The following is a 13481-nucleotide window of genomic DNA, read 5'->3' as shown; positions in this document are numbered from 1 at the left end:
GTTTAAAGGTCTTCTTCGGTTTATCTTTAATCTTTAGAATTTGCTAACTTACTTGATTTCGCTACGCTCGAATCTACCTACGAATAAAAACGCGGAATAAACCCGCCGCCACCTTTTTACCTGTAGCAGCAGGTTTACCCCGCGTTATAGCACTGAGTACTTGTATTTAGAATCTAATAACGAGTACCTAGTCTCAAGCCTATTTAAACCACCCCTGAAAACGTTCCATCAATAAGTAATTAACCGGAACAAGTAATAAGGTGATAAGGGTTGCAAAAATAATCCCAAACCCAAGGCTTACCGCCATCGGAATTAAGAATTGTGCTTGTGTGGCTTTTTCAAATAACAACGGCATTAAACCAATAAAAGTGGTTAAACTGGTAAGCATTACTGGGCGAAAACGCGATGCTCCCGCCATTTTAACTGTTTCGAGAAGGTCACCGCCCTCCTCGCGCTTTTTATTGATAAAATCAACCAGCACCAGTGAGTCATTCACAACCACGCCAATCAAGGCCAGCATACCGAGCAAGCTCATAATGGTAAGCTCCATCCCCATGATCCAATGCCCCATTACCGCACCTATCATGCCAAAGGGGATAACACTCATGACAATCAATGGCTGCATATACGATTTAAACGGTATTGCCAACAGCGCATAAATAATGAAAAACACAAACACCAGCCCCCAAGCAAGCGACCCAAATGACTCGCGCTGCTCTTTAGCTTCACCTTCAAGCGAATAGTCTGCACCTGGGAATTGCTGCATTAGTTCATCAAGGTACGATTTTAGGTCTGCCTGCAGCACTGTCATGTTGGTGTTTGACTTTTCAACATCGGCAGTCACATTAAGCGTACGGTATCGGTCAATACGGTAAATTGATGACGGGCTTTGTCCCGGCACTAAAGTGGCAACATGCGACAATGGCACCGTACCACCGCTAGGTGTATTTATAAGAATATCTTTTAAATCGGCTACTGAACGACGCTCATCAATGGGTAAGCGCACCATAACACGTACATCGTCACGACCACGCTGAATGCGCTGTACTTGCGCACCAAAAAACGAGTTACGTATTTGCTGCGACACATCAACGCGATTCAAACCAAGCGCTAAACCTTGCTCTGTTAGCTCAATTTGCAGCTCTTCTTTACCATCGGACATGCTGTCGGCAATTTCGTACACTGTTGGGTATGTTGCCAAACGTTGCTTTACTTTTTCTGCAACTTGCTCAAGTGTCGATATTGAATTGCCTGTTAGCTGTACGTCGATAGGGCTCGATGTTCGACCAAATTCAGCACGAAAGGTTACGCTTTCCGCACCGGGGATAATACCAATTAAATCGCGCCATTCACTCGCAAGTTCTCGAGAGCCAATGTCTGATTCGCGTTTTTCTGCTGGCATAATTTCAAACCGAACACTCCCCGAATTAGACGCGCCACCACGGCCACCTGTAGTAGCCAAAATGTTTAAAATAACACTTTGACCGTCTTCGTCACGGTACTTATCTTGCAGCTCTTTTGCTTTATCAGACATTTTAATCACGTATTTATTAGTGACTTCAAACGGTGTACCCGCAGGAAATGTTACTGATGCCCTCACTGTTTCACTTGGAATGCGCGGGAAGAACACAAACTTTGTCCAGCCACTGGTAATTAACGTTAAAATAATAACGAAAATACCCACAAACAAGCTGACTGTTGCCAGTTTATTCTTAAGAGCGTGATTAAGCAGCGGTTGGTAATATTTCATAATGGCATGCTCAAAGCCATCGGCAAAACGCTGTTGTAAGCGCTCCAGCTTAGTAGGCTCACCCTTTTCGTGGCGCAGCTTTAAATACTTTAAATGTGCCGGTAATACAAACTTAGACTCAATTAACGAGAACAGTAATACAGGAATAACCACCACGGGGATTTGCGCGAAAATAGCACCACGCGCACCTTCAATAAAGGCAAGCGGTAAAAATGCTGCCACCGTAGTCAATACCCCAAATGTCACTGGGGTCGCTACTTCTTGTGTACCACGAATTGCAGCCTGCTCGCCTGTTTCGGCTGTTTTTAAGTGGGTATAGACATTCTCGCCGGTGACAATCGCATCATCCACAACAATACCCAGCACTAAAATAAAGCCAAATAAACTAATAACATTTAATGTGATACCAAATAGTGGCATCACTAAAAATGCCCCCATAAACGATACCGGTATACCAATAAACACCCAAAATGCGATAGCGGGACGTAAAAACAGTGTCAGCAAAGCAAGCACCAGAATACCACCTTGAATCGCATTGCTGGTGAGGGTTGCAATACGACTTTTTACCACTTCTGAGTCATCATCCCAGTAGCTTAATTCGAAGCCTTCAGGCAGGTTATCTTGCTGTGCGACAATAAAGTTTTTCACGGCATCAGCGACTTCAATCGCACTTTGTGGGCCAATACGATAAACATCAATAAAGGCGGCTTGTTTACCATTAAAACGCGTGCGTACCGGGGTTTCTTCAAAATCGTCTTTAATGCTAGCAATGTCTCCCAAGCGAATGATCGTGCCATCTGCTTGATGCTTAATTACAATCTTTGAAAACTCATCTTTACGATATGCCTGCCCTTTAGAGCGAATAAGCACATCGCCCCCTTCTGTTTTTAAGTTACCTGCTGAGACATCGGTACTTGAATTACGAATAGCAGAAGAGATATCCGACAAACTTAAATCGTATTGACGCAAGGTATCTTTGCTTACCTCAATAGCAATTTCATAATTGCGCACCCCACTTAGCTCAACCTGAGTCACGCTAGGTAGGCGCAACAATTCATCGCGCACTGTTTCTGCATATTCTAAGGTTTCTTTTTCACCATAAATGCTTGAAACGGTGACCGCTATTACTTCACGTTTCCATTCAGCGAGCGACACTATTGGCTTTTCAGCATCAACCGGAAAGGTATTAATCGCATCGACTCGGCTTTTTATATCCGCTAATAACTCTCGCGGGTCATAACCTGTTTCGACTTCAATTGTGACAGAAGCCGAGCCTTCAGCTGAACGGCTCGTTATGCGTTTTACACCTTCTAAATCTTGCACCGCTTCTTCGATTCGGATCGTGACCCCTTTTTCGACATCTTCAGGTGTAGAGCCACGTAATGAGACGCTGACGCTGATGCGATCAGATTCAAATGATGGGAACACCTCAAGCGGTATTTGCGTTGAAACGCTAAATAACCCCGCTAATAAAATGCTGATCAGCAATAAGTTAGCTGCAACATGATTTTTTGTGAACCAAGCTATCATTATTGCGCTCCTTGCTCACGAGCGGCGCGGCGTTGCTCAATCAATTTTTTAACCGTAATGCCTTGCTCTTTTGCTTTTTTTTCAAGCTCTTCGCGGCTTAGTCGCGGTGTATCGGCGCGCGTAGCTTGATAAGCTTCGCTGCCCATTACCGTTACTTGCGTACCTGAACTTACTTGCCCAAGTGGTGTAAGCACTAAATTATCTCCAGCCGATAAACCATCAGCCACGATTGCCTGAGTTGCATTTTGCCAAGCCAAAGTAATGTCTTTTCGACGTAAAACCCCTTTTTCCTCGGTGTACACATAGCTGCCTTGGTAAATTGCACTGTTTGGAATAACTAAAGCATTCTCAACGGTTTTACCTTTAATCTGCGCTTTAATATATTGACCAATTTTAATGGGGTACTGGTTATCGCTTGTGGCTTTATACGGGTCGTGAATTTGCGCCACAACATAAAGTTGCTGAGCACTTTCATCAATCGCACCTTCGGTACGAATCACTTGGCCTTGCCAATGCTGTTTGCCTACTAGGTTTGAGCTGAACTCGACAAGTGAACCCGCACTATTTTTAGCACCATCGCGGAATTGCTCCGGCAAATTAATAAACGGTAAGTCTTTATTTTTAATCGGTAGCCTAATTTCAACACTATCTACAGCATAAATAATGGCTATTTCCATGTTATTGCTAACAACTTGGCCTAAATCAACACTACGGCTTAACACTCGTCCTGCATAAGGCGCGGTTATTTTAGTTCGCTCTAAATCAAGTTTTGCTTTTTCAAGGTTGGCTTGTGCCGATAATACACTCGCCTCTGCGGCTGCCAGTTGAGGTTTGCGAAGTACTAAGCTACTCGCTTCTTCGCCTTTACCTAAGCGCTGCCAATCTGTCATTGCTTGTCGGCCACGCGCTTGCTCTTCAAGTAAACTTTGTTCAGCGGTTAATAGTGCGGCTTGCGCTGATTTAACTTCAGCGCGGTGATCTCTATCATCAAGCTGTACAAGTACATCGCCTTTTTCAAAAAAGCCCCCTTCACGGAATTGCTCACTTATTTTAATGATTTGTCCTGAGGCCTGCGCAACCAACTTACTCTGTGTGCGCGGTTTAACTGTACCAAAACTGTCGATCATAATTTGAAAGCTTTGCGGTGTGAGGCTCTCAACAGCAACATTCACTTTTGCTTTAGGAGGTGATGAAAAGCGATTAGCTTGCGGCGGATTCCCTTTTATAAACATCACTAAAAGTACCGTCACGATTATCACTACGAGTGGAATTAATATTTTACGAGTTTTGCTTTTCATGATTATTGCTCTGCTACTTCGGTGTTTGCTTCACTAAAATCACCCCCGAGGGCAATATGTAAGTTGATTCTGTTGATGATAAGTTGGTTTTTAATTTGAATAACTGAACTTTGTGCGTTAAAAGAGCGGTCTTGTGCATCCAGAACCGTGGTGTACGTTACCAAACCACTTTGATATTGCTCAAAAGCAAGTTGCTCTGCCGCGATGGCATTTTTTTGTGCTTCAAGTGTTTTTTCGTAACGCACTTTTAGCGCTTGCTCTTGGCTTATTGCTGTTTCAACATCGTTAAATGCATCATAAAGAGTCGCTAAGTAAACTTGTTCTTGGCGTTTAACATTGAGCCTAGCTTGCTCTTCGTTCGCTTTTAAACGTCCGCCTTCAAATAACGGCATCGAAATGCTGCCAAGTAAAGACCAAGCAAGGCTTGAAGGCGAAAATAAATCACTCATTCGATCAGTGCTATCACTGATTGAGGCTGATAAGTTCAAGCTTGGAAAACGCTGTTTGTGCGCATACGCAAGACCGGCATCGGTGCTGAGTAATTGATACCAACTGGCCATTAAATCAGGTTTACGGGTAATAAGCTCAGACGGCAAACCAAGTGGTATGGCATTATCAAGTAAAGGTAAGTCTGCGCTAACCGTAAGCGCTCCTCTGGGGTATTGCCCTGTTAAACGCTCTAAATCACGAATTGATTTTGTTAACGTAGCTTGCTGCTCTGCAATGTTTGAACGCTCTGTATTTAGCTCATTGCGAGCAAGGTAAACATCCAGTGCTTCGTTTAGACCTTGGCGGTAACCAGATTCAATGATTGATAAGTTTTGTTCTGCATTTTGTTCGCGCTGCTTAAAAAGTTCGAGCAATTTATGATTGCTGATCACATTAAACCAACCCGAAACAACATCAGCAACTAACTGCTGCTTAGCTTGCTCAAACGACGCTTTCTCTGCTAAGTATTCTAAGTTAGCTTGGCGCTCTGACGCCGACAACTTACCCCATAGATCAACTTCGTATCCGAGCTCAAGTGATGCTGAACTTGCATTATTGTAATTTACCGGGCGGTTATCTTTACTGCGGCTAGTTCGTGTTGATAAGTCTAAGCTTGGCCACAAAGCCGCACCCGCAGCAACGAGTTGTTGCTCTTTAATTGCAACATCATAACCCGCTTGTAAAATCCCCTGATTATTCGCTAAAGCCTGTTCAACTAAGCTCAGCACCTGTGGATCTTGTAACTGCTGTAACCAATTACCCTTCACAGCTAATACTTTTGAAGCACTGTCTAGTTGTTGCCAAGCGTTTGGTATAGCTTCAAGTTCTGGTACTCGTTCACTATTCGTTGGCTGGCTTGCGCATGCACTTAGCAAAACCACACTTAAGGCAACTAAACTTGGCCTACATTGCCAATTCATCATAAAAACCTGAAAAATAACTATTTATGAGTGTAATTCAAGCATTGCATTAAGTTTTGCTCAACTGACTTTACATAAAATTACACTCGTTGACGTTGTAGTACGATAAACGGCAGGTATTTAGCGATGAGATTAGAGTTACAACGTTCAAACGTAAGCTGGGAGCAATTTGAGGAGAAAAAGCAACCATGAGTGAAACTGTATTAGGAGCGACCGGTTTAACACTCAAAGCCTATGACCATTACTTGTTACTATTTTTTGCAACAGAAACAAAAAAGCCCCGCAATAGCGAGGCTTTTAAATAATGGTGCCCAGAGGCGGAATCGAACCACCGACACGAGGATTTTCAATCCTCTGCTCTACCGACTGAGCTATCTGGGCATAACAATTTACTAATTGTTTAATAAATGGTGCCGACTATCCGAGTTGAACGGATGACCTACTGATTACAAGTCAGTTGCTCTACCAACTGAGCTAAGTCGGCACACTAAAACTGTGTGCGTTGTGCACTATAATCACTTTAAAAGTAATTATCAAATAATGGTGCCCAGAGGCGGAATCGAACCACCGACACGAGGATTTTCAATCCTCTGCTCTACCGACTGAGCTATCTGGGCTTAAAAACTAGTTAATTAACTAGACTTTTAATAAATGGTGCCGACTATCCGAGTTGAACGGATGACCTACTGATTACAAGTCAGTTGCTCTACCAACTGAGCTAAGTCGGCACACTAAAGCTGTGTGCTGCTGCACTATATTAATGTTATAATCTTTTGATTTAAAACACCAATATTTTTAATAATGGTGCCCAGAGGCGGAATCGAACCACCGACACGAGGATTTTCAATCCTCTGCTCTACCGACTGAGCTATCTGGGCGTGCGGCGTATTAAACGGGTTTTGCCTTCGCAAGTCAACTTTTTTTTTGAGCTTTATAACTGTTTGAACAGTTTTCCATCAAGATTGCTATTTTTAATACTTTTACGGTTATTTAAGCATCAAACTGACGCTTTCTGATAGTTTACTCTAATTGTTATTTGGTTTCCTTAGGTAAAAACGTGGTGAATTTTTCTTCGTTGATGGTAGGATTGTTCTACCATCAAGGAACTGCTTAATTTTGCTGTAAAATTATTGGATAAGACCCATGCCGAGTAAATCGACCTCTACTGTAAAAGGCCTATTACCTCTTTTTATAATAACAAACGTAGTTATCACCCTATTAGCGGTGGTTGCTTACTCCTTTTACCCAACCAGTAACGCGCCGAAGCAAACAGAGCCCCCTCGCTTAACTGCAATAGAAGTTTCAGAGTTATTATCTGCACCACTTATCAGCGCACTCACTATGCCTGGACAAGATAAAGTTAAAGAAGTACTCGATTTAAGCCTATTGCTTAATAAAGATTTTGATTACTACTTATATAGATACGAAATTAATGGCGATGCATCGCTTGTCTACGCTAATAACAAAGAGGCGCTTATCGCTTCAAGTAAAGTGGACCAGCAACTTGCTCAAGGCACAATTATTCATACGGTGCTTGAGCTGAATGATCAACCCGTTGGTGAGCTTATAGTAAAACAACATCCACAGCAGCAACCAATCATAGAATCAGCCGCGCTCTCGTATGCCCTCGCGGGTTTAACGCTTTTAGCTTTAGTTATTTTATCATTTGCCTTGAGTGTATTAATTAATAAACGTTTTATGAAAAACAGCGAATCACTCAGCAACGAATTAATGGTAATAACACAAAATGCCGATTATCAAACGCAGGTGTCAGAAGAGCTCGATTTTGGCTTAGATAAAGTCGCTAAAAATATTAATCAATTACTTAATAAAGTGTTGTCGGTTATTACCGAAAACAAAGCCGCTCAGCAAGACTTAGAAAAACTACAAAGCGGTCTTGAAGCAGAGGTACAAAGCAGAACACTGGCCCTTGAACAAGCCACCTTAAAAGCAGAACAAGCAAACGAAACCAAAACGACCTTTTTAGCAACCATGAGTCATGAAATTCGCACTCCCATGAATGGCGTGATTGGTACAATTGATTTACTGCGTCAAACAGAACTTGATGGAGCGCAACATAGACTAAGCACCATTATTAGAGACTCAGCGTTTTCATTATTGGGAATTTTGGATGATATTCTTGATTTTTCTAAAATCGAGGCGGGTAAACTTAATATAGATAATACGCCATTTTCAGTGTCAGACACCATTGAAGAGGTCGCGCGGGTGTTGTCATCTGTCGCGAGAAAGCGCGATCTTGACCTTGAGCTTGCCATTGCCCCCGACATTCCAACCAACCTGATTGGAGATACTGTTCGCGTACGCCAAGTACTGTACAACCTATGTAGTAACGCCATTAAGTTCACCACCACCGATGATAACCGTAAAGGCTGCGTAAAAATATCAGTAGAAGTGGTGCAAAATACCACCGATCACTACACCTTACGCTTTGGTGTTTCTGATAATGGCAAAGGGATGACACGCGCACAACTTGGCGAAATATTTAATCCCTTTATACAAGCCGAAAGCTCAATTACGCGTGAATACGGTGGAACAGGCCTAGGGTTATCCATTTGTAAAAGCTTAACAGAGCTTATGCTGGGCACTATTTCTGTCACCAGTGACTTGGGTATCGGCAGTGAATTTATTGTAGAACTTCCTTTTAGCACGCAAGGTAAAGTCGATTTTGCACATAAACACGTCATTAAAGATCAGCGCGTTGTGGTTGTTACGAATCATGATGGCCGTAAAAAACTATTAACGCGCTATCTCTCGTTTATGGGGGCCACCGCCGTCATTGCCGACAGCAACGAAAAAATAGAAGCAGAACAAGACAGTAAAGATATTATTTGGGTTCTCGATGGGATCGAAAGCATGGAGGACATTAATTATATATTGCGCCGCCTGCTTTACACGCTAGAAGATAACCACCAACAAGTAATCGTTCTCAGTAAATTAGATGAAGCAGCCGTTAATCATAAAAATATTTTCTATTTAAATGCTGCCCCACTGTGTAAGTCTAACTTTATGATGTCGCTACTTGTTGCTGCGGGCTTACATCAGCCAAAGCAAATTACTTCTGCAAAAACATTTAACAACTACTTAAGCGTTGAACAAGCGCGCGAGGAAAATAAGCTTATTCTGTTAGTGGAAGATAATGTTTTAAACCAGCAAGTGTTAACTGACCAACTTCATTTACTCGGTTACGGGGTCGAGTTGGCAGAAAATGGCCAACAAGGTTTAGAGCTGTGGCGAAAAAATCACTATGCGATTATTCTCACCGACTTACACATGCCAAAAATGTCAGGTTACGACATGGTAAAAAGTATTCGCGAAGAAGCTTCTCAGCTAGAAGACATTAATGCACAACCGTATATAGTAGCAATCACAGCAAATGCGCTTAAAGGTGAAAAAGATCGTTGCTTGAGCATTGGTATGAATGATTACATCACTAAGCCTGTTGAATTAAATGTGCTTGAATCCACCTTATTAAAGTGGTCTAACAAAAGAAATCCACAAAGCACATCGGTTGAAGCCAAAAAATCAGCTATGCCTATCGATATGAACATGCTCGCTAAATATATTAATAACGATGAGGCTAAAAAACTGCGCTTCTTTAAAATGTATTTAGAGCAAAGTAATCAATTGACTAAAAATATTAATGCGGGTGTCATTGAACATGACATCGACAGCATTATTTCGTCGTGCCACCAGCTAAAATCAATTTCGAAAACGATTGGTGCGATGAAAGTCGCCGAGCTTGCCGCTGAATTTGAGCACTTTTGCAAAAACGAAGAGCCAACCAGCGATGAGCTAATTGAGCTGCGTGATGGTTTTGAAATTGAGTACTCTAAGGTAGCGCAGTTTCTCAAAGAGCAAATTAAAAAAGCTGAAACCGAGCAATAAAAAAGGGCCTTTTGGCCCTTTTCTATTATTTTTCAGGTGGACGGTAGCCTTCTATTTCTACGTCTTTACCTTCAAATAAAAACCCTACCATTTGCTCTTCTAAAAAAGCACGGTGCTCTGGGTCCATCATATTTAAATGTTTTTCATTGATCAGCATTGTTTGCTTATGCTGCCATTGGCCCCACGCTTCTTTGCTGATGTTGTTGAAAATCTTTTCACCAAGCTCACCTGGGTATAGTTGGAAGCCTAAGCCTTCAGCTTCTTTTTGTAACTTTTGACAAAATACTGTACGTGCCATAATTGCTCTCTACTCTTATTGCGTGATGCTATTGTAATCTATTGTGCTTAATTGTTTAACCAGCTTTTTAGTGGGTGCAGCCAACCCAACTTCAACCGATTCGTCAAGCGGATACCAAACAAGTTGGTGCTCGTTAATAAAATCAGGAATTGCCGGTAAGGTTAGCACATGTGGGTTAATGGTTAATTCAAAATGCGAGAATACATGGGTAAATGCCTCAAGTGCTTGCGTGTTACCAGTTAAACCATGTTGTGCTAAAAAGTGTTCTAACTCGCTGTACTCGGTAAATTCAAAAAAGCCAAATAAACCTCCCCAAATACCGCTACTTGGCCGCTTTTCCATTAATACTTTATTGTCACAGGCTAAAATAAGTTGATGACACGCTTTTTTAGGCACCGCTTTTTTAGGTTTTGAGTGTGGAAACTCTTTCACTTTACCTTGATTAAATGCCTGACATTTACTCTTTAACGGGCATGGCTGACAATCAAACTTACTGCGAGAGCAAAGACTTGCTCCTAAGTCCATCATGGCTTGGTTAAATTCAGTAACCGACTCTTTGGGGGTTAACTGAGACGATAACGACCAAAGCTGGTTTTCAACTTTTTTAACCCCGTACCAGCCCTCAACCATAAAGAACCGCGCAAGAACCCGCTTAACATTACCATCTAAAATAGGGTGATGTTGACCCAGCGATAACGATAAAATAGCGCCTGCAGTCGAGCGGCCAATGCCAGGTAAATCCATGACTTCTTCGAGGGTTGTAGGAAACTTGCCTTGGTATTTATCACGGACTATTTTTGCTGTTTTATGTAAATTACGGGCACGGGCGTAATAACCAAGCCCAGTCCAGTGATGTAATACCTGATCTTCATCAGCATTAGCGAGCGCGATAATATCAGGGAAGCTTTGCATAAACTTCTCAAAGTATGGGATAACAGTGATCACTTGCGTCTGTTGCAACATCACTTCGGAGATCCATACTTTGTAAGGGGTTTTATTTAACTGCCATGGCAGTGTCTTACGACCATGAAGGTGATACCAGTCAACCACTTGGTTAGCAAACCAAGTTGACTCCTTATTGCTTAAATTCAAAATAACATCTTTACTTGCTGAAGCTCATTGCGGCTCAGTCTATTGCAGTTAGTTAGGCCAAGCAAGTGAAAACCCAGCATCGAGGCGTGTTACCCTTACAGGATTAAATAAGAGTTAATATAAGTGTTAATCCGTCCTTAAATAGAGCAAAAGCGCTTCGCATATTTATTCGCGTAATTAACAGCGACACAGCGCTTTTGCCAATTATGCCCCCTCTCCACGTCATAAACTCCGCCATGCCTCAATATCAAATTCACTACAGCAAAATTAATCTCGAAAGATAAACAGGTCCTAACTATTGTACTCAAGGCGCTGGTCAGGGATAATACGCACCCTTTTTCTATAGTCCGTGTTTTTATCAGGCCAAATTATATGAATGACTCAAGTAACCCTAACCTCGAGCAAGCAAAGCAAGAGGGTAAATATATCCGCACTATTCGTAGTTTCGTTAAGCGCGAAGGTCGCCTAACTAAAGGCCAAGCAGCCGCCATCGAAAAGTGTTGGCCAACAATGGGCCTTGAGCATAAAAACGGCATGCTCGACCTGAAAGACGTCTTTGGTAACGATAACGATATCGTATTAGAAATCGGCTTTGGTATGGGTAAATCACTTGTTGAAATGGCCAAAAATGCCCCTGAGTTAAACTTTATTGGTATCGAAGTACATCGCCCAGGTGTGGGTGCATGTTTAATGGATGCCGATGAAGCGGGTATTACCAATCTACGTGTATTTGAGCACGATGCTATTGAAGTGTTGGCTGACTGTATTGCCGATGAAAGCTTATCTAAGCTGCAACTGTTTTTCCCTGATCCATGGCATAAAAAGCGTCACCACAAGCGTCGTATCGTGCAACCTGAATTTGCACAAAAACTACGTAGCAAGTTGAAAATAGGTGGGGTTTTCCATATGGCAACAGACTGGGAAAATTACGCAGAACACATGCTAGAAGTTATGCAAGTTGCAGAAGGTTACAAAAACCAATCTGAAACAAACGATTATGTTCCTCGCCCTGATTCTCGCCCGTTGACTAAATTTGAGCAACGCGGTCACCGTCTAGGTCACGGTGTATGGGATTTAATGTTTGAACGTACGAAGTAACATAAGGTAAAGCCAGAATGAGTAAGTTAACCAACCCCAGTTTATTATTACTTCGCAACGACGAAGAGTTAGTTGGGCAATCCATTTTAGTGGTTAACTTTGAACAAGATGGCTTTTTACGAGAGCTAAAAGCATTAAACCCAAATGCGGCCATAACTGCATTTAGCTATAACCACGCAAATGCACAGTATGCCAGTAAAATTAATGGCATACGCGCGGTGGTTGATCACACTATTCCTGAAGGGAATTACGACTTAGTTATCTATTACTACCCTAAAGCGAAGCCTGAAGCTTTAATGTGTCTTGATAATATTCGCGCTATTTGTAAAGAAGATGCACAGCTTCTTATTGTTGGTGAAAACAAAGGTGGCGTTAAGTCAGCAGAAAAGCAGCTTAAGGATTTATGTGGTTTTAGTAACAAAATCGATAGCGCCAAACACTGTATTCTATACCTTTTTTCTGAGCTGACATTAAACGATAGTTTTGATATCAGCCGTTACCACAAGCCATTTCAAGTTAAAGCGGGCGATCTTGAATTTACCGCTATCAGTGTACCGGGAGTATTTAACCATGGCGCACTCGATGTAGGGACCGCTGTGTTATTAAATAACGCCCCTAATATCAGTAAAGGTAAAGTACTCGATTTTGCTTGTGGGGCCGGTGTAATTGCCGCCTATCTAGGAATTAAACACCCTGACCTTGTGTTTACTTGCAGTGATGTCAGCGCACTTGCAACCTATGCAACCACACAGACTCTTGCGTTAAACAATTTACAAGGTGACGCAATATTAAGTGATGGTCTTGAAAGTATTGATGGTAAATTTGATTTAATAATCAGTAATCCACCTTTTCATACCGGCATTGCGACCGACTACACAATTGCTGAAGCGTTTTTAGCTAATGCAAAACAACACCTTACTAAACAGGGTAAGCTTACAATCGTCGCGAACAGCTTTTTGAAATACCCTCCTATTCTTGAAGCACAATTTGGTCAATACACAACTGACTTCAAAAATACTAAGTTTTCAGTTTACTCAGCGGCTTAGTTTTCGTTAATTAATATTGGTTGTTGAAATATTTTTCTTATTATTTAGTTACTT

The 13481-nt window shown here is 41.9% G+C and carries 7 protein-coding genes, 5 tRNA genes and 1 pseudogene; 3 read left to right on the top strand and 10 right to left on the bottom strand.

The genetic code is table 11. From position 1 onward, the window contains the following. Positions 1–199 precede the first annotated feature (199 nt). The 8 genes and pseudogenes from BWD47_RS09020 to BWD47_RS08985 all read right to left on the bottom strand — a co-directional run bounded on the left by BWD47_RS09020 (position 200) and on the right by BWD47_RS08985 (position 6865). Complete coding sequence (locus BWD47_RS09020) at positions 200–3280, bottom strand: efflux RND transporter permease subunit (RefSeq protein WP_065978401.1); 3081 nt, start codon at positions 3278–3280, stop codon at positions 200–202. Next, positions 3280–4578, bottom strand: a complete 1299-nt coding sequence (locus tag BWD47_RS09015; protein ID WP_075593843.1) for an efflux RND transporter periplasmic adaptor subunit — start codon at positions 4576–4578, stop codon at positions 3280–3282. The genes BWD47_RS09020 and BWD47_RS09015 overlap by 1 nt, the downstream gene beginning before the upstream one ends. Further along, positions 4559–5987, bottom strand: a pseudogene (locus BWD47_RS09010) (efflux transporter outer membrane subunit). The gene BWD47_RS09015 and the pseudogene BWD47_RS09010 overlap by 20 nt, the downstream one beginning before the upstream one ends. A gap of 305 nt (positions 5988–6292) precedes the next feature. Then, positions 6293–6368: transfer RNA gene (locus BWD47_RS09005), tRNA-Phe, on the bottom strand. 27 nt (positions 6369–6395) lie between these two features. Beyond that, positions 6396–6471: transfer RNA gene (locus BWD47_RS09000), tRNA-Thr, on the bottom strand. Positions 6472–6528: 57 nt separating this feature from the next. Then, positions 6529–6604 (bottom strand) — tRNA-Phe (locus BWD47_RS08995). A 35-nt stretch (positions 6605–6639) separates the two neighbouring features. Further along, positions 6640–6715, bottom strand: a tRNA-Thr gene (locus BWD47_RS08990). 74 nt (positions 6716–6789) lie between these two features. Next, positions 6790–6865: transfer RNA gene (locus BWD47_RS08985), tRNA-Phe, on the bottom strand. 265 nt (positions 6866–7130) lie between these two features. On the opposite strand from BWD47_RS08985, the gene BWD47_RS08980 reads away from it, so the two are divergent. Next, positions 7131–9893 (top strand): ATP-binding protein, encoded by a 2763-nt coding sequence (locus tag BWD47_RS08980; RefSeq protein WP_075593842.1) that lies wholly within the window; start codon positions 7131–7133, stop codon positions 9891–9893. Positions 9894–9918: 25 nt separating this feature from the next. On the opposite strand, the gene BWD47_RS08975 is transcribed toward BWD47_RS08980, so the two are convergent. Together BWD47_RS08975 and mutY are read right to left on the bottom strand one after the other, a co-directional pair. Beyond that, positions 9919–10191 (bottom strand): oxidative damage protection protein, encoded by a 273-nt coding sequence (locus BWD47_RS08975; RefSeq protein ID WP_036970432.1) that lies wholly within the window; start codon positions 10189–10191, stop codon positions 9919–9921. A gap of 15 nt (positions 10192–10206) precedes the next feature. Further along, positions 10207–11283 carry an A/G-specific adenine glycosylase gene (mutY, locus tag BWD47_RS08970; protein ID WP_371915640.1) on the bottom strand — a complete coding sequence of 359 codons (1077 nt, stop codon included), beginning with the start codon at positions 11281–11283 and terminating at the stop codon, positions 10207–10209. Positions 11284–11655: 372 nt separating this feature from the next. Here mutY and trmB point away from each other — a divergent pair, with 372 nt between their 5' ends. After that, positions 11656–12381 carry a tRNA (guanosine(46)-N7)-methyltransferase TrmB gene (gene trmB, locus BWD47_RS08965; RefSeq protein WP_074989461.1) on the top strand — a complete coding sequence of 242 codons (726 nt, stop codon included), beginning with the start codon at positions 11656–11658 and terminating at the stop codon, positions 12379–12381. A gap of 17 nt (positions 12382–12398) precedes the next feature. Further along, positions 12399–13427: a methyltransferase gene (locus BWD47_RS08960; protein WP_065978407.1), complete on the top strand. Its 1029-nt coding sequence runs from the start codon at positions 12399–12401 to the stop codon at positions 13425–13427. Positions 13428–13481: the final 54 nt, after the last annotated feature.

This window comes from Pseudoalteromonas sp. PAB 2.2 (assembly GCF_001938575.1).
GTDB classification, from domain to species: domain Bacteria; phylum Pseudomonadota; class Gammaproteobacteria; order Enterobacterales; family Alteromonadaceae; genus Pseudoalteromonas; species Pseudoalteromonas lipolytica.
Note: the sequence above shows the minus strand (reverse complement) of the source record. Positions and strands in the feature narration are given on the sequence as shown.

Excerpts from the sequence above, each read along its gene's own strand:
- BWD47_RS09020 (WP_065978401.1), bottom strand. The coding sequence starts at position 3,280 with ATGATAGCTTGGTTCACAAAAAATCATGTTGCAGCTAACTTATTGCTG.
- BWD47_RS09015 (WP_075593843.1), bottom strand. The coding sequence starts at position 4,578 with ATGAAAAGCAAAACTCGTAAAATATTAATTCCACTCGTAGTGATAATC.
- BWD47_RS08980 (WP_075593842.1), top strand. The coding sequence starts at position 7,131 with ATGCCGAGTAAATCGACCTCTACTGTAAAAGGCCTATTACCTCTTTTT.
- BWD47_RS08975 (WP_036970432.1), bottom strand. The coding sequence starts at position 10,191 with ATGGCACGTACAGTATTTTGTCAAAAGTTACAAAAAGAAGCTGAAGGC.
- trmB (WP_074989461.1), top strand. The coding sequence starts at position 11,656 with ATGAATGACTCAAGTAACCCTAACCTCGAGCAAGCAAAGCAAGAGGGT.
- BWD47_RS08960 (WP_065978407.1), top strand. The coding sequence starts at position 12,399 with ATGAGTAAGTTAACCAACCCCAGTTTATTATTACTTCGCAACGACGAA.